Below are 22,204 nucleotides of genomic sequence, written 5' to 3'. Positions count from 1 at the left end.
CGCTGGTGCGCACCTCCATGGAGACGGTCAGCGGCGGCACGCGGCTGACCATCCACGGCTCCGGCGGGTACGACTTCACGCGGCCCGCCGGGCGGCTGACGGTGCTGGTGCCCGAGGATGCGGCCGGTGCGGCCGAGCACCGTCCGATCACGGAGGTCTTCTCCCCGGGCGAGCTCTTCATGAAGAACCGCGGCGCCGGGGTCCCGGCCGACAAGTGGGTGCGGCTCGACACGGCCTCGCTCGCCGACGGGAACCTCCTGACCAGCGGCGCCACCGACCCGCTCGCCGCGGCCGAACTGCTGGGCGGCGCCCGCGAGGTGACATACATGCGGGACGAGCGGGTAGGCGGAGTCCGGGTGCGGCACTACTGGGGCACCATCGACCTGGGCCGGGCGGCGCGCTCCGCCCCGGCGCGCGACCGGGGGCCGCTCGCCACGGCGGCCAAAGGTTTCTCCAGCGGCACGGTGGCCTTCGATGCCTATCTGGACGAGCAGGGCAGGCCGCGCCGGCTGCGGCACCGCTTCAGCGTGGAGGGCACGGGGCCGTCGGCGCCGCCGGCCCCTATGACGGTGGTCTCGACGGTCGAGTTGTACGACTTCGGCGCCGATGTGGCCGTGGACCTACCCGATGCCGCCGATATCTATGCGGGGAAGGTCGGATCGCCGCGGAATTGACGCGGCAGGGCGTAGTTGGCCATGGAAATGGTCCTTCTGTGCCATGCGCGCCATGTGTACCGATCACTACGCTGGTAAGGCGAGGAAACCTCGAAAGACCCAGACCCGAGCGAAAGACCCGAGGAGGTGAATCACGTGGTTTCGCGACGCGGTTCGTCGGGTGGGCCGGATCCCGTGGCCCTCATCGAGATCGATCTCTACGGTGATTTGATGATCGCCGCGTCCAGTGCGGATGAGGACCGGCTGAGCGCCGATCGTATCGACGAGGTTTTGCGGGTCGTTCCCGCAGGGGGCAAGCGCGAGGACTGACCGCCCGGGGTGTCCGGCGCCGCAGCGCAGTCCCGCGGTGCGGTGTTCCTGTGCCCCGCCGGGCTCCGGCGGGGCACGGAAGACCGCTCAGGTCCGCAGCAGGCGCGCGATCGCTGCGCTGGCCTCCGCGACCTTGGCGTCGATCTCGTCCCCGCCCTGGACCGCGGCCTGGGCGACGCAGTGCCGCAGGTGCTCCTGCAGGAGCTGCAGGGCGAAGGACTGCAGCGCCTTCGTGCCGGCCGACACCTGGGTGAGTATGTCGATGCAGTAGACGTCTTCCTCGACCATGCGCTGGAGGCCGCGGATCTGGCCCTCGATCCGGCGCAGGCGCTTGAGGTGCTGGTCCTTCTGATGGCTGTAGCCGTGCGGGCCGGAATGCTCTCCGGCGGGGGCCTCGGCGTGGCAGGCCGCGGCCGTGCCGGTCGCCGGTGCGTCGTCGCCGCCGGCCGGCGGGGCTTCCGTGGTCGTCATGGCGTCCGTCCTCCTGCCGTCCGGCGGGCCCGCGGCCCGGGATTCACCCGTGCTGCCGGGCATACTCCGCTCGTATACCCCCAGCGGGTATAGAGTACAGAATTTTGCCCGCTGCGGCGGTACCTGGCTTCATGAGCACTCTGCCCGATGGGCGACACTGAGGGAATGCCAGTTAGCTGTGGCTGGATGATGCGCCTAGCATCAACGAGACCGAATCCGTTGCACCCCGAGGATCCCACGTGCGCTTTCGTCTGACCCCCAGGGAGACGAGCTTCTACGACATGTTCGCCGCCTCCGCGGACAACATCGTCACGGGCTCCAAGCTCCTGATGGAACTGCTCGGAGCGGATACGTCCGCCCGGGCCGAGATCGCCGAGCGGATGCGCGCAGCGGAGCACGCGGGTGACGATGCGACGCACGCGATCTTCCACCAGCTGAACTCTTCGTTCATCACGCCGTTCGACCGCGAGGACATCTACGCCCTCGCCGGCTCGCTCGACGACATCATGGACTTCATGGAGGAGGCCGTCGACCTGGTCGTCCTGTACCAGATCGAGGAACTCCCCAAGGGCGTCGAGCAGCAGATCGAGGTCCTCGCGCGGGCCGCGGAGCTGACCGCCGAGGCCATGCCGAACCTGCGCACCATGACCAATCTCACGGAGTACTGGATCGAGGTGAACCGTCTGGAGAACCAGGCGGACCAGATCCACCGCAAGCTCCTGGCCCAGCTCTTCAACGGCAAGTACGACGCCATCGAGGTGCTGAAGCTCAAGCAGATCGTGGATGTGCTGGAAGAGGCGGCGGACGCGTTCGAGCACGTCGCCAATACGGTCGAGACCATCGCGGTCAAGGAGTCCTGACCCCCGGTGGACACCTTCGCTCTCGTCGTGACCATCGGGGTCGCGCTCGGCTTCACCTATACCAACGGCTTTCACGACTCCGCGAACGCCATCGCGACCTCGGTCTCCACGCGGGCGCTGACCCCGCGCGCGGCCCTCGCGATGGCGGCCGTGATGAACCTCGCCGGTGCCTTCCTGGGCAGCGGGGTGGCCAAGACGGTCAGCGAGGGCCTGATCGAGTCGCCGGTCGGCGACAAGGGGATGGGCATCCTCTTCGCGGCCCTGATCGGCGCGATCGCCTGGAACCTGATCACCTGGTACTTCGGCCTGCCCTCGTCCTCCTCGCACGCCCTCTTCGGCGGCATGGTGGGCGCGGCGCTCGCGGGCGGCACCGGCGTCATCTGGTCGGGCGTCGTCGAGAAGATCGTCATCCCGATGTTCATCTCGCCCTTCGTCGGCCTGATCCTCGGCTATCTGGTGATGGTCGCGATCATGTGGATGTTCCGCAGGGCCAACCCGCACAAGGCCAAGCGCGGCTTCCGGATCGCCCAGACGGTCTCGGCCGCCGGCATGGCGCTCGGCCACGGTCTGCAGGACGCCCAGAAGACCATGGGCATCGTGATGATGGCGCTGGTCATCGGCGATGTGCAGGCCAAGGGTGACGCCATCCCGGTCTGGGTCAAGCTCTCCTGCGCGATCATGCTCTCGCTCGGCACCTACGCGGGCGGCTGGCGGATCATGCGGACGCTCGGCCGCAAGATCATCGAGCTGGACCCGCCGCAGGGCTTCGCGGCCGAGACCACCGGTGCGTCGGTCATGTTCACGACGGCCTTCATGTTCCACGCGCCGATCTCCACCACGCATGTGATCACCTCGGCGATCATGGGTGTCGGTGCGACCAAGCGGGTGAACGCGGTCCGCTGGGGCGTCGCCAAGAACATCATCCTGGGCTGGTTCATCACGATGCCGGCCGCGGCCGCCGTCGCTGCGCTCAGCTATTGGGTGGTCAACCTGGCCTTCGGCTAGCCGGCGGCGCACGAACGCGGACGGGCCCGCCCCCTGGTACGAACAGGGGGCGGGCCCTTCGCCTTGCGGCGGCACCGCCATGCAGCGCCGTAAGGCGGCTCAGGGGGAGGCTGCCTAGCCGAACCGGCCCGAGATGTAGTCCTCCGTGGCCTGGACCGACGGGTTGGAGAAGATGCGCGCCGTCTCGTCGATCTCGACCAGCTTGCCCGGCTGGCCGACGCCCGCCAGGTTGAAGAAGGCGGTGCGGTCCGAGACGCGCGCGGCCTGCTGCATGTTGTGCGTGACGATCACGATCGTGAAGCGCTCCTTCAGCTCCCCGATCAGATCCTCGATCGCGAGCGTCGAGATCGGGTCGAGCGCCGAGCAGGGCTCGTCCATCAGCAGGACCTGCGGTTCCACCGCGATCGCCCGGGCTATGCACAGCCGCTGCTGCTGACCGCCGGAGAGGCCCGCTCCCGGCTTGTTCAGCCGGTCCTTGACCTCCTTCCAGAGGTTCGCGCCCTGGAGGGACTTCTCGACCACGTCGTCCAGCTCGGACTTGCGGATGCGCCCGCCGTTGAGCCGGATGCCCGCGGCCACGTTCTCGTAGATCGACATGGTCGGGAAGGGGTTCGGCCGCTGGAAGACCATGCCGACCGTGCGGCGCACGGAGACCGGGTCGACGCCGGCGCCGTAGAGGTTCTCGTCGTCCAGCATCACCTTGCCCTCGACCCGGCCGCCGGGGGTGACCTCGTGCATGCGGTTCAGGGTGCGCAGGAAGGTGGACTTGCCGCAGCCGGAGGGGCCGATGAAGGCGGTCACGGAGCGGGGCTCGACGGTCATCGAGATGTCGTCGATGGCCTTGTGGGCGCCGTAGTACGCGGAGAGGCCGCTGACGTCGATTCGCTTGGCCATGGGGATCACTTCTGCTTTCTGCTATCGCTGTCAGCGATGGGTCTTGGGGGCCTTCCAGCGGGCGATGCCGCGGGCCACCAGGTTGAGGATCATGACGAAGGCGATGAGGACGAGAGCCGCCGCCCAGGCGCGGTCGTAGCTGGCGTCGTTGCCGGCCGCCCACTGCTCGTAGATGTAGTACGGCAGGGAGGACTGGGCGCCTTCGAAGGGGTTGTTGTTGATCACCTGGGAGCCGAAGACCAGGAGGACGATCGGGGCGGACTCGCCGGCGATGCGGGCGATGGCCAGCGTGACGCCGGTGGCGATACCGCCGATCGCCGTGGGCAGCACGACCTTGAGAATCGTGCGCCACTTGGGCACGCCCAGGGCCAGCGAGGCCTCGCGCAGCTCGTTGGGGACGAGCTTGAGCATCTCCTCGGTCGAGCGGACCACGACCGGCATCATCAGGATCGCCAGGGCCATCGCGCCGGCGAAGCCGGAGTAGCCGAAGTCGAGCATGAGGATCCAGAAGCTCAGGATGAACAGGCCCGCGACGATCGACGGGATGCCCGTCATGACGTCCACGAAGAACGTCACGGCCTTGGCCAGCCGGCCCCGGCCGTACTCGACCAGGTAGATCGCCGTCAGCAGGCCGACGGGGGCCGCGACGGCCGTGGCGATGCCGACCTGCTCCAGCGTGCCGATGATCGCGTGGTAGACGCCGCCGCCGGGCTGGATGGTCAGCACCCCGCCCATGGAGTGGGTGAGGAAGTTCCCGTCGAGGACCTTCGCGCCGCGGGCGACGGTCTCCCAGACCAGCGAGACCAGCGGCACGACGGCGAGCAGGAAGCAGACCCAGACGAGGCTGGTGGCGAGGCGGTCCTTCGCCTGCCGGCGGCCCTCGACCCGGGCCGCGAGCGCGTACATCACGAGGACGAAGAGGCCGCCGGCTATCAGGCCCCACTGGATCCGGCTGCTCAGCGCGGCGCCCAGGCCGATACCGCAGCCCGCGGCGATCGCGCCGGCGGCGACGGCGGCCGGGGTCCAGCGCGGCAGGCGCGGCTGGTGCAGGGAGACGGGGCGCGGCTGCGGGGCGCTGTCGGCGACCAGCGGCTGGTCGATGGTCACGTCGCTCATTCCGAGTACTCCTTGCGACGCGCGATGATCATCCGGGCCGCGCCGTTGACCAGCAGGGTCAGGACGAAGAGGACGAGGCCGGAGGCGATCAGGGCGTCCTTGCCGATCTCACCGGACTCCTTGAAGCTGCTCGCGATGTTCTGCGCGAACGTGCCGCCGCCCGGGTCCAGCAGGCTCGTGCCGATGATGAAGCTGGGGGAGAGGACGGTCGCGACGGCCATCGTCTCGCCGAGGGCGCGGCCGAGGCCCAGCATCGAGGCGCTGATGACGCCGGAGCGGCCGAAGGGGAGGACGGCCATCCGGATGACTTCCCAGCGGGTGGCGCCGAGCGCGAGCGCGGCTTCCTCGTGCATCTTCGGGGCCTGCAGGAAGACCTCGCGGCTGACGCTGGTGACGATCGGCAGGATCATGATCGCCAGCAGGATGCCGATGGTGAACAGGGAGCGCGCGGCGCCGTCGTGGTACGCGAAGATGCCGGTCCAGCCGAGGTAGTCGTCCAGCCAGCTGTAGAGGCCGCCCAGGTGCGGCACCAGGAAGAGGGCGCCCCACAGGCCGTAGACGATGGACGGCACGGCGGCGAGCAGGTCGATCACGTACGCGAGCGGGGCGGCGAGCCGGCGCGGGGCGTAGTGCGAGATGAAGAGTGCGACGCCGATGGCGACGGGCACCGCGATGACCATCGCGATCAGGGAGCTGACGATGGTGCCGAAGGCCAGGACGGCGATGCCGAAGACCGGCGGCGTGGCGTTGGCGTTCCACTCGAAGGTGGTGAAGAAGCTGCCTTCGTTGTGGGAGAGGGCGTTGGTGGCCCGGACGGTGAGGAAGACCGCGATGGCGGCCATGATCACCAGGAGCAGGAGGCCGGAGCCGCGCGAGAGGGCGAGGAAGATCCGGTCGCCCGGGCGGGTGGCGGCCGACGGCCGCTCCTTGCCGGGGGGAGGCTGCGGTCCGGCTGTGGTGGCTGGGGTTATGTCCATGAGGTTCTCCGGTCTGCGGGGCCGCTTCCCTGCGGGGGAGAGGCGGCCCTGGTGCGGCGGTGCACCGGATGGTGCGACCGGGTTCCGGCGGCGGAACCCGGTCACACGCGGGTCAGGAGAGGCTCGCGACCGTCTCGCGGACCTTGGTGGCGATCTCGGCGGGCAGCGGGGCGTAGCCCATGTCCTTCAGGACCGACTGGCCGTCCTCGCTCGCGATGTAGGTCAGGAAGGACTTGACCGCGGGGAGGGTCTCCGCCTTGTTGCCCTTGTCGCCGACGATCTCGTACGTGACCAGGGTGATCGGGTAGGCGCCCTCGGCCTTGGTGGTGTAGTTGAGCTTGAGGGCGAGGTCCTTGCCGGTGCCGGCGATCTTCGCCTCGGCGATGGCCTTCGAGGCGTTGTCGGAGGTGGCCTCGACGGGGGCGGAGGCGCCGGTGTTGAGCTTCACCGTCTTGATCGAGTTGGCCGTGGCGTAGGACAGCTCGAAGTAGGAGATCGCGCCGTCGGTCTGCTTGACCTGCGAGGAGACACCGGCGGAGCCGTCGGCCGCCTGGCCGCCCTTGGCCTTCCAGGCCTTGCCGGCCTCGTACGGCCAGGACTTGTCGGCGGCGGCCTTGAGGTACTTGGTGAAGTTGTCCGTGGTGCCCGACTCGTCGGAGCGATGGAACGCCTGGATCTTGAGGTCCGGGAGCTTGGCGTCCGGGTTGAGCTTCTTGATCGCCTCGTCGTTCCACTTCTCGATCTTCGAGTCGAAGATCTTGGCGAGGGTGTCGGCGTCCAGGACCAGGTTGTCCACGCCGGGGACCTTGTAGCCGATCGCGATCGGGCCGCCGAGCAGGGGCAGGTTGATGCCCTGACCGCCCTTGACGACCTCCTTGGACTTGGCGACCTCCTCCGGCTTGAGCGCCGAGTCGGAGCCCGCGAAGGCGGTCTTGCCCTGCAGGAACTCCTGGATGCCCGCGCCGGAGCCGGTGGGCTTGTAGTTGATCTGGATGTCCTTGCAGGCCGCGGTGAAGTTCTTCACCCACAGGTCCATGGCGTTCTTCTGCGCGGACGAGCCCGAGGCCAGGAGCTGGCCCTTGCCCTCGCACTTGATGTTGCCCGCGGCCTTGGTGGAGCCGCCGCCGGTGGAACCACCACCGCTGTTGTCGTCGGAGCCGCACGCCGTGAGGACCAGGGCACCGGAGACGGCGATGGCGCCGAGAGCGACGGCGCGGAGCCGGTTCTTGCGCTGAAGCTTCACTTTCGGGTGTTCCTTCCGGGAGCCGCCGCTGGGGCGGCGTGCGAGAGGTGACCGGTGCGGACGCTTCTGCCCGCACCCTCTATTGGCGAAATTAGGCAGATCAGGTGAAGCGGTCGATGGAGCAGAGTGAACGGAGGGTGAACCTCACCCGTCAGGGTGGTGGCCCTCTACGGGATCTTGGAGCGGCCCCATTCCCGCCGATCTTCGCGAGTGTGACGCAGATCTCTGTCGGTTTGCGGGAGGTCATGGCAGCATCCCTTCCTCGCGTGACGGTATGTCAGACGTGGGGGCGGTAGCCGCGGAGGTGGCCTGTGGGGCGGAACGGCTGGAGTGCGGGCACGGCGAACACTGGGAGCATGGCGGGCGGCAGAGACGAGGGCTGCGGAGGCAAGCGCGTGATCTCGGTGACCGCATTGATATGTGTACTGGCCGTGGCCGGGGTGGTGGTCACCATGCCCGGCACGGCCTATGCGCAACCGAAGCCGCCGCGCACCCTGGAGGACGTCCACCAGGAGGTCGAGGGCCTCTACCGGCAGGCGGAGGCCGCCACGGACGCCTACAACGCGGCCGACGAGGCCCAGCGCCGCCAGGAGAAGTCGATCACCGAGATCGCGAAGTCCGCGGCCGAGGCCAAGGAGCGGATGAACCGCCTCAAGAACCAGGCCGGCTCCCTGGCCCGCGCCCAGTACCGCGACGGCACCCTCCCGCCCCAGGCCCGCCTCCTGCTCTCCGGCTCCCCGGAGAGCTTCTTCGACGGCGTGGCCCTCACGCACAAGGGGCAGGCCGCCACGCGCGGGCTGATCACCGAGGTCGCCGCGGTCCAGAAGACCCTCGACGGCTACGCCAAGGCCGCCGGCGAGCGCTGGAAGACCCTCGACGGCGAGCGCCGCAAGAAGGAAGGCGCGAAGAAGCAGATCGAGGCGAAGCTCGCGGCCGCCAAGGAGCTGGAGTCGAAGCTGGAGGAGAAGGAGAAGGAACGGCTGCGGCAGCTGGAGGAGGAGCGGGCCCGGCAGTCCCAGCAGAAGTGGCTCGCCTCGGACGCGGTCAAGGGCGCCGTCCTCAAGGGCTCGGGCGCGGCGACGGCCGAGGGCAGGCGCGCGGTCGAGTTCGCCGCGGCCCAGATCGGCAAGAACTACGTGTGGGGCGCCGAGGGCCCGGACACGTACGACTGCTCCGGGCTGACGCTCAAGGCGTGGGCGGCCGCCGGCCGCGCGATCCCGCGCACGTCACAGGACCAGTGGCGGCAGCTGCCGAAGATCGGCCTCAAGGACATGCGGCCGGGCGACCTGATCATCTATTTCGCCGACGCGAGCCACGTGGGGGTGTACGTGGGCGACGGCGCGATCGTGCACGCGCCGCGGCCCGGCCGGCAGGTCACGATGGCGGGAGCGGGGTCGATGCCGGTGCTGGGGGTCGTACGGCCCGGGTAGCGCCCGCCCGCGTGTGACGCGCGTCGCGCGGAGCGCCCCCGCCGGGGTGATGTTTGTCATCGCGGGTTCCTCCCCGCACGCACCAAAAGCCGCCCTGGCTGGGGCATATGACAGCGGCGAGTGGCTCCGCTCCATTCCGTTGGACAGTGCCCTGCCGCTATGGTCGCGTTCGGCACCCGCCGGGCGGCGGGGCGCCATGCCTTCAGGGGGGCGGAGGCACCTCCGGCGGTCGCCGGAGGAGGAAGGAAACCGTGACCATGTCCGTACCCGCGCCGAGGGCCCCGGAGCAGGCTGCCGCACCGGCACCCGACGCCGGGCTGACCCTCCTGGTGATCGAGGGCGACCCCGCCGGGCCGCTGTCGATGCCGGACATCACCGAGATGTCGGGGGTCGAGGGCAAGCCGGTCCGCATCCGCACCGCCCGCAACCTCACCGAGGCCGAGCGGCTCCTCACCGACGACGTCCACTGCATCCTCCTCGACCTCGCGGACGCCGGCGCGGCCGCGGGCACCCCCGGCAGCGGGCCCGGCAGCGGCCCCGGCCGCCCCGACGAGCTGGACACCCTGCGCCAGGTGCTGGAGCTCGCCCCGCACCACGCCGTGCTCGCCCTGACCGCCGAGGCCGACACCGACCGGGCCGCCGAGGCCGTACGCGTCGGCGCCCAGGACTACCTCTCCCGCGACGAGCTCGACGGGCGCGTCCTCAGCCGGGCCATCCGCTACGCCGTCGAGCGCAAGCGCGCCGACCTCGCCCAGCTGCAGCTCACCGAGTCCCGGCTGCGCGCCCAGGAGAACGCCCGCCTCGAACGCGGCCTGCTGCCCACCCCGCTGCTCGCCGGCTCCGGCCTGCGCTTCGCCGCCCGCTACCGGCCCGGCCGCAGCCGCGCCCTGCTCGGCGGCGACTTCTACGACATGGTCCGCACGCCCGACGGCACCGTCCACGCGATGATCGGCGACGTCAGCGGCCACGGCCCCGACGAGGCCGCCCTCGGCGTCGAACTGCGCATCGCCTGGCGCGCGCTGACCTTCGCCGGGCTCTGCGGCGACGAGCTCCTCGCCACTCTGCAGCAGGTCCTGGAGCACGAGCGCGCGGACGACGAGACCTTTGCGACGCTGTGTGCCGTCGACATATCGGCGGACGGGCGCCGCGCGGGCCTCAGCCTCGCCGGCCACCCCGCCCCGCTGCTCGTACGCCCCGGCGCGGCCCCGCACCTGCTGCCGCAGGAGGACGGCGGCCCGGCGCTCGGCCTGCTCCGGCGCGCCCGCTGGCCGCGCCGCCAGGTCGAACTCGGCGGCCTGTGGAGCCTGCTGATGTACACCGACGGCCTGATCGAGGGCAGGGTCGGGGCCGGGACGCGGCGCCTGGGCCAGGAGGGCATGATCGAACTGATCGGCCGCCGGCTCGCGGAAGGGCTGCGCGGCCAGGAACTCCTGGACGCGGCGGTCGCCGAGGTGCAGGACCTCAACGGCGGGGAGCTGACCGACGACCTCGCGGTGCTGCTGCTCGACCGGGGCGGCCGGGCTCCTGCGGAGGGCGACCGGCCCCACTGGCCCGCGGGGCGGGCGGCCGTGCCGCCGGTACGGACGTAGGCGCCGGTACGGACGCAGGCCCGTGCGTCAGCGGCGGCCGTTGTACGGCCCGTAGGGGCCGTCCGAGCTGGATCCGCCGCCGCGGCGGCGCGGGCCGCGGCCTCCCGAGGCCTGCTTGAGCGCCGGCCGGACGTCCACGATGTAGACGATCGTGGCGATCAGGCCGAGGACCGGCAGGAAGCTCATGATCCCCATGAAGAGGTTCACGGCGACGGCGACGCCGAGGATGATCAGCCAGAACGCCTTGGACTGCTTGTCCGCGGCGCGGTAGGCGTCCTCGCGGTGCACGGCGGCGTTGACGAACGCGAACAGGCTGAACACGAGCAGGCCGATCGACACCCAGTACATGACTTCGCCGAAGGCTTGCAGAAGCACGTCGCTCACCTTGCCCGTCTCGTTCGGTCCGTCCTGACCGCCACCGTACCCGGAGAACGGTCCGGGCACGCGAAATGTGCCCGGACCGTACGCGGTCCGCTGCCGCGAGCCGGTTACTCGCCGGTCTTGGCGTCGGCCTTCTTCGCGGCGGCCGTCTTCTTGGCCGGGGCCTTGCGGGCGGCGGCGGGCTTGTCCCCGGCGTCGTCCGAGGCGGCGTCGTCGGAGGCCGTCCTGTCCTCGGCGGCGGCCTTGTCCTCGGCGGCGGCCTTCCCGGCCTCCGGCCCGGCCGTCCCCGTCTCCGTCTTCGTCTCCGCCTCCGGCTCGATGGCCACGGCGATGTCCTGGAACTCGTCGGCGACGTCGCCGCGCCACTGCTTCACGGCCGTACGGCCGCGCTCGGCCAGCTTCTCGAACTGCTCGCCGGCCGCCGCCGCGTACCCGACGGCCTGCCCGACGCCCTTGAGCGCCAGGTCCTGCGCGGTCTGCCCCAGGTTCTTCACGTCGCTGTCGAGCGAGCCGACGATCTCGGTGAACTTCGCGGTCAGCGTGGCCTGGGCCTCCTTGGCCTGCCGCGCAACCCGCTCCTGCACCGCCTTGGGGTCGGTCTTCTTCAGCTGCTCGATGCGCTCGGGCGCCTCGGTGATCAGCTGCCCGAGCTTCTCGGCGGTGAGGTCCGCGGCACCCGCGGCGGCGTAGGCCGTGTCGGTCGCCGCGTTGCGGATGTCCTGCGTGGTGATGGCCATGGCGATGGTCTCCCGGATCAGCTGGAAGGTTTGCTGGCGTCGTCCGTCGCGAGCCCGTTCTCCTTGCGGAAGGACTCGTAGATCTGGAGCAGCACCTGCTTCTGCTGCTCGTTGATCGAGGGGTCGGCGAGGATCACACTGCGGACCTCCGCCTCGTCCCGGTCCCGCTCGTCGAGGATCCCGGCCTGCACGTACAAGGTCTCGGCGGAGATCCGCAGCGCCTTGGCGAGCTGCTGCAGGATCTCGGCGCTCGGCTTGCGCAGGCCGCGCTCGATCTGGCTGAGATACGGGTTGGACACCCCGGCGGCATCGGCGAGCTGCCGCAAGGTGAGCTGCGCATTGCGCCGCTGCTCGCGCAGGTACTCGCCGAGATTGCCGACGTTGAGTGATGCCATGCGCCCAGGCTGCCCGACGCTGCTAACTTTTGCAAGCAGGTGCTTGCAAAAGTTTGAGCGCGGCGGGCGGAGGTCCCCTTTCGGGGCGTCGTCAGCGGTCCAGGGGCGTGAGGTCGAGGCGGCGCAGGCGGTCGGGGTCGGCGAGGACCTCGATGGCGGTGATCCTGCCGTTCGTGACGGTGAAGGCCATGACGGACACCGGGTTGCCGTTCACGACCACCACGACGCCGGCGGCGCCGTTGATCAGGGCGGGCCGCGCGAACGGGGAGAGGCCGCTGAACCTGGCCGCCTGGGAGGCCACGGCCCGGGCGCCGGTGAGGGCGACGCTGAGGCGGGAGCGGGTGTCGCCGCCGTCGGCGCGCAGGACGACATCGGGGTCGAGTATGGCGACGAGCGCCTCGAAGTCGCCTTCGTGGGCGGCGGCGAAGAAGGCGTCGACGGCTTCGCGCTGGCGCGCGAGGTCGGGCTCGGGAGGCGTGGCCCGGCTCTGCACGCGGCGGCGGGCGCGGCTCGCGAGCTGCCGGGTCGCGGCCGTGGTGCGTTCGATCAGCGGGGCGATGTCGTCGAAGGGCACGGCGAACATGTCGTGCAGGACGAACGCGACGCGCTCGGCCGGCGCCAGGGAGGCGAGCACCACCAGCATCGCCAGCCCCACCGAGTCGGCCAGCAGCGCCTTCTGCTCGGGGTCGGGGCCGGACGGGTGGCTGATGACGGGGTCGGGCACGTGGATCTCGAGCGGGTCCTCCCGGCGCGCCTCGCGCGAGCGCAGCATGTTCAGGCACACGCGCCCCGCCACCGTGGTCAGCCAGCCGCCGAGGTTCTCGACGCCGGAGGTGTCGGTGCGGCCGTAGCGCAGCCAGGTCTCCTGGACGGCGTCGTCGGCCTCGCTCACGGAGCCGAGCATCCGGTAGGCCACGGCCCGCAGATGGCTGCGGTGCTCTTCGAAACGTTCCGCCAGAAGATCGCTGTCGTCCACGTGTCACATTCCTTCGTCGCGGCGGGTCATAGCAGCAGAAGGCCACGAAACAGCGAGGCGACCGGAAGATCAACTCCCGGCCCGACGAACTTGGAGAAGCCATGACCGCGACGCCCACCATCCTGGTCACCGGCGGCACGGGCACCCTCGGGAGCCACGTCGTCCCCCTCCTGCGGGAGGCCGGCCGCACGGTGCGTGTGCTCACCCGCAACGCCCGCCCCGCCGGGGACGGCGTCGAGTACGTGACCGGCGACCTGCTCCAGGGCGGGGGGATCGAGGCGGCGGTGGCCGGCGCCGGGACCGTCCTGCACCTCGCGGGCGGCCCCAAGGGCGACGACGAGGCCACCCGGAACCTGGTGCGCGCCGCGCAGGGCGCCGGGGTGCGGCACCTGGTCTGCATCTCGGTCGTCGGGGCGGACCGGATCCCGCTCGGCTACTTCCGCGCCAAGCTGGACGCGGAGCGGGCCGTCGCGGAGTCGGGGCTGCCGTGGACGACGCTGCGGGCCGCCCAGTTCCACGACCTGGCCCTGAAGGTGGCGCAGTCGATGGCGAAGCTGCCGGTCGTACCGGCGCCGGGCGGGCTGCTGTGGCAGCCCGTGGACGCCCGTGAGGTCGCCGCCCGGCTCGTGGAGCTGGCCCTCGGCGAGCCGGCGGGGCGGGTGCCGGACCTGACCGGGCCGAAGCTGTACGGGCTGGCCGAGCTGGCCCAGGGATACCTGAAGGCGCGGGGCAGGAGCCGGCTGACGCTGCCGGTGCGGATGCCCGGAAAGGCCGGCCGCGCCTACCGGGCCGGGGAGAACCTGACGCTCGAAGGGGCCACCGTGGGCGAGCGGACCTGGGAGGACTTCCTGGCGGAGCGGCTGGGCGCGGCACGGGCGGCCTAGGACGGCGTGGTCACGCCGCCGGCGTCGCTTCCGCCGCGAGGCGGGCCAGGCGTTCCTTGCCCCAGGTGCCCAGGGGGGCCAGGGCGGCGTTCAGGGAGCGGCCCTGTTCCGTGAGGGAGTACTCGACCTTCGGGGGCACCTGGTCGTAGACCTCGCGGTGGACGATGCCGTCGGCCTCCAGCTCGCGGAGCTGCTGGGCCAGCACCTTCTCGCTGATGCCCGGCAGCAGCCGCTTGGTCTCGCCGAAGCGGCGCGCGCGCTCGTCCAGCGCCCAGAGGATCAGGACCTTCCACTTGCCGTCGACGACGTCGATGGCGGCGTCGATCCCGCACTGGTACGGAAGTTGCTTCACGAGTCCTCCCCTGTCCGGCTCACGGGACGCCGGACCGTGTGCGGCCGCCCCTTACCAGCCTAAGCGGCGGCAGGCCCGGCACGGGTCGCCAAATCAACCCCATCCGGGGGTATCTGACGGACACTCGGTCGGAGGAGGGTGATGAGGCGTTGCCCGCTCGGCACGATGTGCCTGCCACCGGCCCCAACGGGGGTAGGGCCGGGGGCAGGAGTTCGTGTGCGCCGCGTGGACGGGTCCGGCCGGGGAGACCGGCGGACCGGGGGTCCGGGGTCAGGCGCCGTAGGGGCGGGCGGCGCGCGCCTCCCGCAGCGACAGGGCCCACCAGGTCAGCTGGTCGATCATGACCTTGGCCGCGCCGGCGGCCTGCTCGCCGGCCTCCGCGTCCAGGTGGCGGCCGTCGTCGTCGAACTTGCCCCAGGGGTTGTGGAAGCTGACCTGCTCGCGGATGGTGACCGCGTGCAGCTCGGTGAAGACCGGGCGCAGGTGCTCGACCGCGCGCAGGCCGCCGGAGAGGCCGCCGTACGAGACGAAGCCGACCGGCTTGGCCTGCCACTGGGTGTAGTGCCAGTCGATGAGGTTCTTCAGGGACGCCGGGTAGCTGTGGTTGTACTCGGGCGTCAGGACGACGAACGCGTCGGCCTGCTCCAGGCGCGGCGTCACCTCGGCGAGCGCGGCGGCGTCCTCGGCGGTGGGCTCGGAGCTGAGGCGCATCGGCAGGGGGTGGAGGGCGAGGTCGACCAGGTCGACCTCGATGTCACCGTGCCGGGCGGCCTGCTCGGCGAACCACTTGGCGACGGTGGGGCCGAAGCGCCCGTCGCGGGTGGAACCGACGATGACGGCGAGTCGGAAGGTGCTCTCGGACACGATGGGCCCTTCTGGGAGGCGGGGCGGGTGAGTGGCGGCCCGTGAGCCGTTGACCAGAAGTCTGGAATCTCAAGTCCGGTTGAGGTCAAGGGAGGTTGACCGGCCTGGGGGGTTTGCCGGGGAAAGTGGCGAAATTGAATGTCACTTTTTTCGGCGCCGGAGAGCCGCCCTCCCCGCCGTCGCCGGATCAGAACACGTCGGCGCACCAGGGCCGCCGCCCCGTGCGCAGCAGGGCGTCCGCGCGGGCCGGGGCGCCCGGGGTCTCCTCGTCCACGCGGCCCAGCGCCGCGAGCCGCACGGCCGACTCGTCGCCGAGCAGAAGGCTTCCCAACTCCGCGACGGACAGGGTGAGATCGGCCGAACGGTGCGTGGGGGCGCAGGAGGCGCCGCCGGGGCCGGCCTCCAGCAGGAAGCGCCCGCCGGCCAGCCCGGACCGGTCGGTGACGTCGAGGACGAGCGATCCGGCGACGGGGTACGTGCGCGCCCGCAGCAACTCCGGTACGTCCAGGGGCCGCACCCACAGGAAGTCGGCGTGCGCGACCACGCGCGCGGCCCGCGGGTCCGGCAGCAGCAGCGGCAGGAGGTCGTCCGGCGCGCGGTAGCCGGTGCGGACGCGGGTGATCCAGTCCGCCGACAGCAGGAACAGCCACAGGGCGCGCTCGGCGGCCGGGGTGGCCGCGACGAGGTCGAGGACGGTCGCCGTCTGGTGCGGCAGCTTGGCCTCCCACCGGTCGTCGGACGTGAAGACGAGGAGCCCGTCGACGCGGCCCTCCGCCGATCGGTGGAGCAGGAAGAACGGCTCGGTCCACGGGCCGTCGTCCGCCGGGAGCGCGCCGGTGTTGCGCCGCCACCACACCTCCGCACGGTCGACGAGGCCGTGCCGGACGGCCCGTACCCGCTCGTACAGCGCGGGCCCGTGCTCCCGGACCTCGGCGGCGTCCACGTAGTCGACCCGCCCGCCGTCCCCGGGGCCCGAGTGGCGCGGGTCCAGGCCGGTGCGGGCCACGTCCACCTCCCACTCCGTGACCCAGGCGGCGGGGCCGAAGCCGAAGCGGCCGTAGATCGGGTACTCGGCGGCGATCAGCGTCGCCGCGGCGTCGCCGCGCTCCTTGGCCTCCCGCAGGTCGCGGTCCGTCATGCGGCTGAGGAGCCCGCGGCGGCGGTGCGTGGCCGAGACGCTCACGTTGCTGACGGCGTTCGCGGTCACCGAGGCGCCGCCGGGGACGCTGAGCCGCTGCGTGAAGCTGCGGTAGGTGGCCACGCAGCGGCCGTCGTCGAACGCGCCCTGGGCGCGTGCGAGGTCCATGAGCTCGCGGCGGAAGACGAGCTCGGTCTTGCTCACGGAGGGCGGGAGGAGGTAGCCGGTACGGCGGGCCCGGACCCAGTTCGGCAGGTCGTCGTCGGTGATCGGACGGATGTCGAGGCTCATGGCCGCGACGCTAGGGGCCCGCCCGCGGCGGTCGCACGCGGATTTTCCCGGCCCGAGCGGGGCTGCGGAGGCCCGCTCGGGACGTCAGCGCGCTCGTGCGTCGCCGCGTCCGTGCGTCATGCGAGGAGGTCGTCCACTTGTGCTTCCCCTTCACGGTACCTGCGGGCGATTTCGGCACTGCAGTCGTCCGCCGTCCGCTGCAGCAGCTGGCGCCGCACCGACACCTGCCGCTCGTACGACGCCAGGCGGCCCATCGCCTCGTGCAGCTCGGCGTCCGTACGCGCGCCCAGGTCCGACAGCTCGACCTCCGACAGCATGTCCTCGGCCAGCCGCCGGTACTCCTCGCCGTGCGGCGTGCCCACCGTCACGTGGCGGGCGGACGAGCGGTGGTCCGAGGGGCCGTCCGCGAGGATCTCCGACAGCCGGTCCACGACCAGGCGGGCCATGACCGGGGCGCCCGGCGAGGAGCGGCGGGCCAGCTCGGCCCGGAGGATGTCGACGCGGCCCTGGAGCAGCCGCCGCACGTAGCTGAGGTCGGCCTCGTCCCGGCGGGCGTCGCCGCGCCGGGCGCGCAGCTCCACCAGGCTCAGCTCACCGAGGCAGCGGCCGGGGGCGTCCGCCTGCCGGCCGGAGCGCTGGCTCGGCGGCCGGGGCTGCAGGCTGTCCGCTGCCTTGAGCATGGGGCCGTCCTCAATGGGTGTGGTCATGCGCGTCTTCCGTTCCCCTCGGGCGGTGTGCGACCGCATCACGTTTGCCCGCACAAGGCACCGCCTGCACGCATCGTGCCACTGTGTGAGGTCCGGGCGCAGGGTCTCCGCACCCGAACGGACCTGGATGGACGCAGGGCATCATGGTCCGTATGCGTGCAGTGGTGCAGAGGGTGGACGGAGCGCGGGTCGTCGTGGACGGCGAGACCGTCGGGGAGATCATCGGACAGGGGTTGTGCGTCCTTGTCGGAGTGACGCACGACGACACCCCGCAGAAGGCGGAGCAGCTTGCCCGCAAGCTGTGGTCCGTACGGATCCTCGAGGACGAGAAGTCGTGTTCGGACGTCGGGGCGCCGCTGCTCGTGATCTCCCAGTTCACTCTCTACGGTGACGCCCGGAAGGGGCGGCGCCCCACGTGGAACGCGGCCGCCCCCGGCGGGGTTGCGGAGCCGCTGGTCGACGCTGTCGTTGCGCACCTCCGTGCGCTGGGGGCGCAGGTGGAGACGGGCCGTTTCGGGGCGGACATGAAGGTCTCGCTGACGAACAACGGCCCGTTCACGGTCATCGTGGAGGTGTGACGGCCGGCCCGGCGCCGCCCCTGCCGGGCGCGGTGCCGTGAGCCGGCGAACCGCGCCGGAGGCGTTACGGCTCGACCACGACCTCCTGGGACGCCGCCGTCTTCTCGCCCACCAGCAGCGGGGCGTCCACCGCGACGTTCCGCTTGACCAGGGCCAGGGCGATCGGGCCCAGCTCGTGGTGGCGGGCCGACGTCGTCACGAAGCCCAGCTGGCGGCCCTCGGGGCCGTCCGAGGCGAGCCGCACGGGGGCCCCGTGCGGGGGCAGGGAGACCTCGCTGCCGTCGAGGTGCAGGAAGACGAGGCGGCGCGGCGGCTTCCCCAGGTTGTGGACGCGCGCCACCGTCTCCTGGCCGCGGTAGCAGCCCTTCTGCAGGTGGACGGCGACGCCGATCAGGCCGAGCTCGTGCGGGATCGTGCGGTGGTCGGTCTCCAGGCCGAGCCGCGGGCGGTGCGCCTCCACGCGGAGCGCCTCGTAGGCGAGGACGCCGGCGGCGGGGCCGTGCGCCGCCGCGAAGGTCTCCAGCGTCGCGCGCGGCAGGAAGAGCTCCCGGCCGTGCGCCGTCTCGCGCGCCTGCACTCCCTCGGGTGCTTCCGCGATCGAACCCGCGGGCAGGTACACCACGGCGAAGTCGTCCGTACGGTCGGCGACCTCGACCCGGTAGAAGAACTTCATGCTCTCCAGGTACGCGAGGAGCGCGTCCTGGGTGCCGGGCTCGACGTGGGCCCAGGTGGTCTCGCCGTCGTCCACGAGGGACAGGTCGTGCTCGATGTGCCCGTTGGCGGAGAGCACGAGCGCCTCGGTGGCCTCGCCGGGCGGGAGCGCACTGACGTGCTGGGTGAGCAGGAGGTGCAGCCAGCTCAGCCGGTCGGGCCCGGTGACGGTGATGACCCCGCGGTGCGAGAGGTCCACGAATCCGGTCCCGCCGGCGAGCGCGCGCTGTTCGCGGAAGAGGTCGCCGTAGTGCGCGGCGACGCCCTCGTCCGGGGCCTCGGCGGCGACGGCGCCGGGCAGTGACAGCAGCGGGCTGGCATTCGATTCACGCGGCATGCGGCCAAGCCTACGGCGCGGCCGGAGGCTCCTCCGAGGCGAGCCCGGCGGAGCAGTCCGCGCACCGGCCGAAGATCGCGAAGTGCTTCATGTCCGTCTCGAAGCCGAAGTCCGCGCGCAGCTTCTCCGTGAAGGCGGCGGCCACCGAGAGGTCGGCCTCGATGACCTCCGTGCAGTCCCGGCAGACGAGGTGTATGTGGTGGTGCCGGTCGGCGAGGTGGTAGGTGGGGGCGCCGTGCCCGAGGTGGGCGTGGCTGACCAGGCCCAGCTCCTCCAGCAGCTCCAGGGTCCGGTAGACGGTGGAGATGTTCACGCCGCCCGCGGTGCGCCGGACCTCGGTGAGGATGTCGTCCGGTGTCGCGTGCTCCAGCCGGTCGACCGCCTCCAGGACGAGCTGGCGCTGCGGCGTCAGCCGGTACCCGCGCCTACGGAGGTTGCTCTGCCAGTCGGTGTCCACCACCCTCCCAGTCTAGGCAGCACCGGCCCTTCCGGCCCCCCTCGTCACGCCTCCCGGACCTCCTTCAGGTAGCGGGCGAGGGCGGCGATGGCCGCCGGGTTGCGGGGGCTCTCGACGAGGTCGACGTAGTCGAGGACGAAAATGCGGTCGTTCTTGACGGCGGAGACGTCCGCGAGCGGCGGGTAGGACTTGAGGAACTCCTTCTTCTGCTCGGCGGTCACGTCGCCGTAGTTGTTGATGACGATGACGTCGGGGTTGCGCTCGACGACGGTCTCCCAGCCGACGCTGGGCCAGCTGTCCTTGACGTCCTTCATCACGTGGTCGCCGCCGGCCTTGGTGATGATGTCGTGCGGGCCGGCGAAGGCGCCGGAGGTGGTGGCCTTGTCGCGGCCGTCGTCGTAGAGGAAGACGGTGGGCCGCTTGCCGTCCTGCGGCACGGTCGCCTGGGCGTCGGCGACCTGCTTCTTGAAGTCCGTGACGAGCTTCGCCGCCCGGTCCTCCACCCCGAAGATCTTCCCGAGCGTGGTGAGGTCCGTGTAGAGGGCCTCCAGGGGCGGCATCACGCCGCGCGCCTTGCCCGCGCCGCCGTTGCGGCAGGACTCGGTGAGGACGTACGAGCCGACGCCCAGCTTCTTCAGGGCGTCCGGGGTGAAGCCGTTGCCCTCGTTGAAGCCGTAGTTCCAGCCGGCGAAGACCATGTCGGCCTTCGCGTCCAGGACGAGCTCCTTGGTGATCTCCTTCTTGGACAGCCACTTCACCTTCTTGTAGCCGTCCTTCCACGGCACCGACTCGCGGTCGGCGCGGTAGTCCGGGGCCACGTACCCGGCCATGCGGTCCTCCAGGCCGAGCGCGAACATGATCTCGGCGATGCCGACGTCGTTGGTGACCACGCGCTGCGGCGCCTTGTCGTACGTCGTCCTCACCCCGCAGTTCTCGACGGTCACGGGGTGGCGTCCGGAGGACTTCTCTTCCGTGTCGCCGCCCTCGGTGACCTTCGCCCCGCAGCCGGTGGCCAGGGCGAGGGCGGTGAGGACGGCGAGGGCGGTACGGGCGGTGCGGGAGGCCATGGCAGGGGTGTCCTTACGAAGCGGGCAGGCGGTCGAAGATCAGGCGCGTCGCGCCGGTCTCGGGGTGCGGCACGCGGTGCGCCCGGACGCCGAAGACGCCGGCGAGCAGCCCGGCGGTCAGCACCTCGTCCGGCGGCCCGGAGGCGACGATGCGGCCGCCCCGGATGACGTAGAGCACGTCGCAGTGCGCGGCGGCGAGGTCGAGGTCGTGCAGGGCGGCCAGGACGGTCGGGCCCGCGTCGCGCACGAGCGCCAGCACCTCCAGCTGCTGGGCGATGTCCAGGTGGTTGGTGGGCTCGTCCAGGACCAGCACCTCCGGCTCCTGGGCCAGGGCGCGGGCGATCAGGACGCGCTGCTTCTCGCCGCCGGACAGCGTCGGGAAGCTCCGGCCGGCCAGGTGGCCCGCGCTCACGCGCTCCAGCGCCGCCGCGCACACCTCGGTGTCGCGGGCCGTGACCCGGCCGGCGGAGCTCTGGTGCGGCAGGCGGCCCATCGCGACGACCTCGGCCACGGTGAAGTCGAACTCGCTCGCCGACTCCTGCGGCAGCGCCGCCAGCCTGCGCGCCCCCTCGCGGGCGCCCAGGGCGTGGAAGTCGTCGCCGCCGATGCGGACGGCGCCCTTGGCGGGCCGCAGCGCCCGGTAGGCGCAGCGCAGCAGCGTCGACTTGCCGCTGCCGTTGGGGCCCACGAGCCCCACGAACTGCCCGCTCCCGGCGCGCAGCGCGACGTCCGACACCAGCCGGGCGCCCGCGACCTCGATCGACAGGTCCTCGATGTCGACCCGCATCAGGCACCCCCGAAGGTGTAGCGGCGGCGCCGCATCAGCAGGACGAAGCAGGGCACGCCGATGAGGGCGGTGATCACGCCGACGGGCAGCTCCACGGGCGCGAGCAGCAGCCGGGAGGCGATGTCCACCCACACCAGCAGCACGGCGCCCAGCAGCGGGGCCACGGCGAGGACGCGGCGGTGGTCGGCGCCCACGAGCATGCGGGTCACGTGCGGGACCATCAGGCCGACGAAGCCGATCGCGCCGCTGACGGCCACCACGGCGCCGGTGACGGCCGCCGCCAGGACGAACAGCCCGCGCCGCAGCCGCTCGGGGTCCACGCCCAGCGCGGCCGCCGTCTCGTCGCCCATGGCCAGGGCGTTCAGGCTGCGCGCCGTCCACAGCAGGGCGCCGATCCCGGCCAGCACGACGGCCGCCGCGATCGGCACGGACGACCAGGTGGCGCCGCCCAGGCTGCCGAGCAGCCACATCATGGCCGAGCGGGAGGCCTCGCCGCGGTCCGCACTGAAGATCATCAGGGTGGTGACGGCGGAGAACCCGTAGTACATCGCCGAACCGGTGAGGACCAGCCGCAGCGGCGTGAGGCCCTGCGGCGTGCGGGCCGCCAGATAGACCAGCACCATCGCGGCGAGCGCCGAGACGAACGCCGCCCCGGACAGCGCCCACACGCCCAGCGCGCCCAGCGCGCCGAAGAGCAGCACGGCGTTGGCGCCGATCGCGGCGCCCGAGGAGATGCCCAGCACGAAGGGGTCGGCGAGGGCGTTGCGGACCATGGCCTGCACGGCCACGCCGACGGCGGACAGGCCCGCGCCGACGACCGCGGCCAGCAGGGCGCGCGGGAAGCGCAGCTCCCACACGATGGTGTAGGCCGAGACCTCGCCGGGGGAGATGCTCCCGCCGGTGAGCCCCGCCCGCAGGAAGCGCAGCGTCTCGGCCCAGGTGACGCCCGCGGCGCCGAGGCCGGTGCCGCAGAG

General features: G+C 71.7%; 26 protein-coding genes. 8 read left to right on the top strand and 18 right to left on the bottom strand.

What is annotated here, in order from left to right; genetic code table 11:
* Nucleotides 1–674 (top strand): hypothetical protein (locus V7793_RS14845; protein ID WP_336006709.1); only part of this gene is annotated, 674 nt, incomplete at its 5' end.
* Nucleotides 675–848: 174 nt separating this feature from the next.
* Nucleotides 849–983: a hypothetical protein gene (locus tag V7793_RS14840; RefSeq protein WP_336006710.1), complete on the top strand. Its 135-nt coding sequence runs from the start codon at nucleotides 849–851 to the stop codon at nucleotides 981–983.
* Between the two features lie 87 nt (nucleotides 984–1,070).
* On the opposite strand, the gene V7793_RS14835 is transcribed toward V7793_RS14840, so the two are convergent.
* Nucleotides 1,071–1,454 (bottom strand): metal-sensitive transcriptional regulator, encoded by a 384-nt coding sequence (locus tag V7793_RS14835; RefSeq protein WP_336006708.1) that lies wholly within the window; start codon nucleotides 1,452–1,454, stop codon nucleotides 1,071–1,073.
* Between the two features lie 239 nt (nucleotides 1,455–1,693).
* On the opposite strand from V7793_RS14835, the gene V7793_RS14830 reads away from it, so the two are divergent.
* Entirely contained in the window at nucleotides 1,694–2,314 is a 621-nt protein-coding gene (locus V7793_RS14830; RefSeq protein ID WP_106674591.1) for a DUF47 domain-containing protein, read from the top strand.
* 6 nt (nucleotides 2,315–2,320) lie between these two features.
* Nucleotides 2,321–3,319 carry an inorganic phosphate transporter gene (locus tag V7793_RS14825; protein ID WP_179082062.1) on the top strand — a complete coding sequence of 333 codons (999 nt, stop codon included), beginning with the start codon at nucleotides 2,321–2,323 and terminating at the stop codon, nucleotides 3,317–3,319.
* Nucleotides 3,320–3,433: 114 nt separating this feature from the next.
* On the opposite strand, the gene pstB is transcribed toward V7793_RS14825, so the two are convergent.
* The 4 genes from pstB to pstS form a co-directional block, all read right to left on the bottom strand.
* A complete protein-coding gene (pstB, locus tag V7793_RS14820; protein WP_058045677.1) occupies nucleotides 3,434–4,213 on the bottom strand; it encodes a phosphate ABC transporter ATP-binding protein PstB in 780 nt (259 codons plus the stop codon).
* Nucleotides 4,214–4,243: 30 nt separating this feature from the next.
* On the bottom strand, nucleotides 4,244–5,329 hold the full coding sequence (pstA, locus tag V7793_RS14815; protein ID WP_336006707.1) for a phosphate ABC transporter permease PstA: 1,086 nt from the start codon (nucleotides 5,327–5,329) through the stop codon (nucleotides 4,244–4,246).
* Entirely contained in the window at nucleotides 5,326–6,306 is a 981-nt protein-coding gene (gene pstC, locus V7793_RS14810; protein ID WP_336006706.1) for a phosphate ABC transporter permease subunit PstC, read from the bottom strand. The genes pstA and pstC overlap by 4 nt, the downstream gene beginning before the upstream one ends.
* Before the next feature lie 112 nt (nucleotides 6,307–6,418).
* Complete coding sequence (pstS, locus tag V7793_RS14805) at nucleotides 6,419–7,549, bottom strand: phosphate ABC transporter substrate-binding protein PstS (protein WP_336006705.1); 1,131 nt, start codon at nucleotides 7,547–7,549, stop codon at nucleotides 6,419–6,421.
* Between the two features lie 356 nt (nucleotides 7,550–7,905).
* Here pstS and V7793_RS14800 point away from each other — a divergent pair, with 356 nt between their 5' ends.
* The gene (locus tag V7793_RS14800) at nucleotides 7,906–8,979 is read left to right on the top strand and encodes a C40 family peptidase (protein WP_336006704.1); all 1,074 of its coding nucleotides are present in this window, start codon (nucleotides 7,906–7,908) and stop codon (nucleotides 8,977–8,979) included.
* A 257-nt stretch (nucleotides 8,980–9,236) separates the two neighbouring features.
* Nucleotides 9,237–10,568 carry a PP2C family protein-serine/threonine phosphatase gene (locus V7793_RS14795; RefSeq protein ID WP_336006703.1) on the top strand — a complete coding sequence of 444 codons (1,332 nt, stop codon included), beginning with the start codon at nucleotides 9,237–9,239 and terminating at the stop codon, nucleotides 10,566–10,568.
* A 27-nt stretch (nucleotides 10,569–10,595) separates the two neighbouring features.
* On the opposite strand, the gene V7793_RS14790 is transcribed toward V7793_RS14795, so the two are convergent.
* The 4 genes from V7793_RS14790 to V7793_RS14775 all read right to left on the bottom strand — a co-directional run bounded on the left by V7793_RS14790 (nucleotide 10,596) and on the right by V7793_RS14775 (nucleotide 13,057).
* The gene (locus V7793_RS14790) at nucleotides 10,596–10,943 is read right to left on the bottom strand and encodes a DUF2516 family protein (RefSeq protein ID WP_179082069.1); all 348 of its coding nucleotides are present in this window, start codon (nucleotides 10,941–10,943) and stop codon (nucleotides 10,596–10,598) included.
* Between the two features lie 113 nt (nucleotides 10,944–11,056).
* Entirely contained in the window at nucleotides 11,057–11,686 is a 630-nt protein-coding gene (locus V7793_RS14785; RefSeq protein WP_336006702.1) for a hypothetical protein, read from the bottom strand.
* A 17-nt stretch (nucleotides 11,687–11,703) separates the two neighbouring features.
* Nucleotides 11,704–12,081, bottom strand: a complete 378-nt coding sequence (locus tag V7793_RS14780) for a helix-turn-helix domain-containing protein (protein WP_058045683.1) — start codon at nucleotides 12,079–12,081, stop codon at nucleotides 11,704–11,706.
* Nucleotides 12,082–12,172: 91 nt separating this feature from the next.
* Nucleotides 12,173–13,057, bottom strand: coding sequence for a sigma-70 family RNA polymerase sigma factor (locus tag V7793_RS14775; protein WP_336006701.1), 885 nt, complete (start codon nucleotides 13,055–13,057; stop codon nucleotides 12,173–12,175).
* 101 nt (nucleotides 13,058–13,158) lie between these two features.
* Here V7793_RS14775 and V7793_RS14770 point away from each other — a divergent pair, with 101 nt between their 5' ends.
* Nucleotides 13,159–13,941 (top strand): SDR family oxidoreductase, encoded by a 783-nt coding sequence (locus tag V7793_RS14770; RefSeq protein ID WP_336006700.1) that lies wholly within the window; start codon nucleotides 13,159–13,161, stop codon nucleotides 13,939–13,941.
* A 10-nt stretch (nucleotides 13,942–13,951) separates the two neighbouring features.
* Here V7793_RS14770 and V7793_RS14765 read toward each other — a convergent pair whose 3' ends face one another.
* The 4 genes from V7793_RS14765 to V7793_RS14750 all read right to left on the bottom strand — a co-directional run bounded on the left by V7793_RS14765 (nucleotide 13,952) and on the right by V7793_RS14750 (nucleotide 17,293).
* Nucleotides 13,952–14,293, bottom strand: coding sequence for a winged helix-turn-helix transcriptional regulator (locus V7793_RS14765; RefSeq protein WP_336006699.1), 342 nt, complete (start codon nucleotides 14,291–14,293; stop codon nucleotides 13,952–13,954).
* A 270-nt stretch (nucleotides 14,294–14,563) separates the two neighbouring features.
* Entirely contained in the window at nucleotides 14,564–15,157 is a 594-nt protein-coding gene (locus tag V7793_RS14760) for an NADPH-dependent FMN reductase (RefSeq protein ID WP_336006698.1), read from the bottom strand.
* 187 nt (nucleotides 15,158–15,344) lie between these two features.
* On the bottom strand, nucleotides 15,345–16,586 hold the full coding sequence (locus tag V7793_RS14755) for a GNAT family N-acetyltransferase (RefSeq protein WP_336006697.1): 1,242 nt from the start codon (nucleotides 16,584–16,586) through the stop codon (nucleotides 15,345–15,347).
* Nucleotides 16,587–16,702: 116 nt separating this feature from the next.
* Nucleotides 16,703–17,293, bottom strand: a complete 591-nt coding sequence (locus V7793_RS14750) for an RsiG family protein (protein ID WP_336006696.1) — start codon at nucleotides 17,291–17,293, stop codon at nucleotides 16,703–16,705.
* A gap of 152 nt (nucleotides 17,294–17,445) precedes the next feature.
* Between V7793_RS14750 and dtd the strand changes: the two genes are divergently transcribed.
* Nucleotides 17,446–17,871 (top strand): D-aminoacyl-tRNA deacylase, encoded by a 426-nt coding sequence (dtd, locus tag V7793_RS14745; RefSeq protein ID WP_058045689.1) that lies wholly within the window; start codon nucleotides 17,446–17,448, stop codon nucleotides 17,869–17,871.
* A gap of 64 nt (nucleotides 17,872–17,935) precedes the next feature.
* Here the strand turns inward: dtd and ygfZ are convergent, their stop codons facing one another.
* From ygfZ to V7793_RS14720, 5 genes are all read right to left on the bottom strand, one after another.
* Nucleotides 17,936–18,919, bottom strand: a complete 984-nt coding sequence (ygfZ, locus tag V7793_RS14740) for a CAF17-like 4Fe-4S cluster assembly/insertion protein YgfZ (protein ID WP_336006695.1) — start codon at nucleotides 18,917–18,919, stop codon at nucleotides 17,936–17,938.
* 10 nt (nucleotides 18,920–18,929) lie between these two features.
* Nucleotides 18,930–19,379, bottom strand: coding sequence for a Fur family transcriptional regulator (locus V7793_RS14735; RefSeq protein WP_336006694.1), 450 nt, complete (start codon nucleotides 19,377–19,379; stop codon nucleotides 18,930–18,932).
* Between the two features lie 41 nt (nucleotides 19,380–19,420).
* Nucleotides 19,421–20,443 (bottom strand): ABC transporter substrate-binding protein, encoded by a 1,023-nt coding sequence (locus tag V7793_RS14730; protein ID WP_336006693.1) that lies wholly within the window; start codon nucleotides 20,441–20,443, stop codon nucleotides 19,421–19,423.
* 13 nt (nucleotides 20,444–20,456) lie between these two features.
* The gene (locus V7793_RS14725) at nucleotides 20,457–21,230 is read right to left on the bottom strand and encodes an ABC transporter ATP-binding protein (protein WP_336006692.1); all 774 of its coding nucleotides are present in this window, start codon (nucleotides 21,228–21,230) and stop codon (nucleotides 20,457–20,459) included.
* Nucleotides 21,230–22,204, bottom strand: a 975-nt coding sequence (locus V7793_RS14720) for a FecCD family ABC transporter permease (protein WP_336006691.1), incomplete at its 5' end; no start/stop codon positions are given. The genes V7793_RS14720 and V7793_RS14725, both read right to left, overlap by 1 nt.

This window comes from Streptomyces sp. KLMMK (genome assembly GCF_036961605.1).
Taxonomy (GTDB): Bacteria; Actinomycetota; Actinomycetes; order Streptomycetales; family Streptomycetaceae; genus Streptomyces; species Streptomyces telluris.
Note: the sequence above shows the minus strand (reverse complement) of the source record. Positions and strands in the feature narration are given on the sequence as shown.

Coding starts and splice junctions, on each gene's coding strand:
- pstC (WP_336006706.1), bottom strand. CDS start 6,306: ATGGACATAACCCCAGCCACCACAGCCGGACCGCAGCCTCCCCCCGGC.
- V7793_RS14725 (WP_336006692.1), bottom strand. CDS start 21,230: ATGCGGGTCGACATCGAGGACCTGTCGATCGAGGTCGCGGGCGCCCGG.
- V7793_RS14795 (WP_336006703.1), top strand. CDS start 9,237: ATGTCCGTACCCGCGCCGAGGGCCCCGGAGCAGGCTGCCGCACCGGCA.
- V7793_RS14755 (WP_336006697.1), bottom strand. CDS start 16,586: ATGAGCCTCGACATCCGTCCGATCACCGACGACGACCTGCCGAACTGG.
- pstB (WP_058045677.1), bottom strand. CDS start 4,213: ATGGCCAAGCGAATCGACGTCAGCGGCCTCTCCGCGTACTACGGCGCC.
- pstA (WP_336006707.1), bottom strand. CDS start 5,329: ATGAGCGACGTGACCATCGACCAGCCGCTGGTCGCCGACAGCGCCCCG.
- V7793_RS14835 (WP_336006708.1), bottom strand. CDS start 1,454: ATGACGACCACGGAAGCCCCGCCGGCCGGCGGCGACGACGCACCGGCG.
- V7793_RS14750 (WP_336006696.1), bottom strand. CDS start 17,293: ATGACCACACCCATTGAGGACGGCCCCATGCTCAAGGCAGCGGACAGC.
- V7793_RS14770 (WP_336006700.1), top strand. CDS start 13,159: ATGACCGCGACGCCCACCATCCTGGTCACCGGCGGCACGGGCACCCTC.
- V7793_RS14800 (WP_336006704.1), top strand. CDS start 7,906: ATGGCGGGCGGCAGAGACGAGGGCTGCGGAGGCAAGCGCGTGATCTCG.
- V7793_RS14780 (WP_058045683.1), bottom strand. CDS start 12,081: ATGGCATCACTCAACGTCGGCAATCTCGGCGAGTACCTGCGCGAGCAG.
- V7793_RS14730 (WP_336006693.1), bottom strand. CDS start 20,443: ATGGCCTCCCGCACCGCCCGTACCGCCCTCGCCGTCCTCACCGCCCTC.
- dtd (WP_058045689.1), top strand. CDS start 17,446: ATGCGTGCAGTGGTGCAGAGGGTGGACGGAGCGCGGGTCGTCGTGGAC.
- V7793_RS14785 (WP_336006702.1), bottom strand. CDS start 11,686: ATGGCCATCACCACGCAGGACATCCGCAACGCGGCGACCGACACGGCC.
- ygfZ (WP_336006695.1), bottom strand. CDS start 18,919: ATGCCGCGTGAATCGAATGCCAGCCCGCTGCTGTCACTGCCCGGCGCC.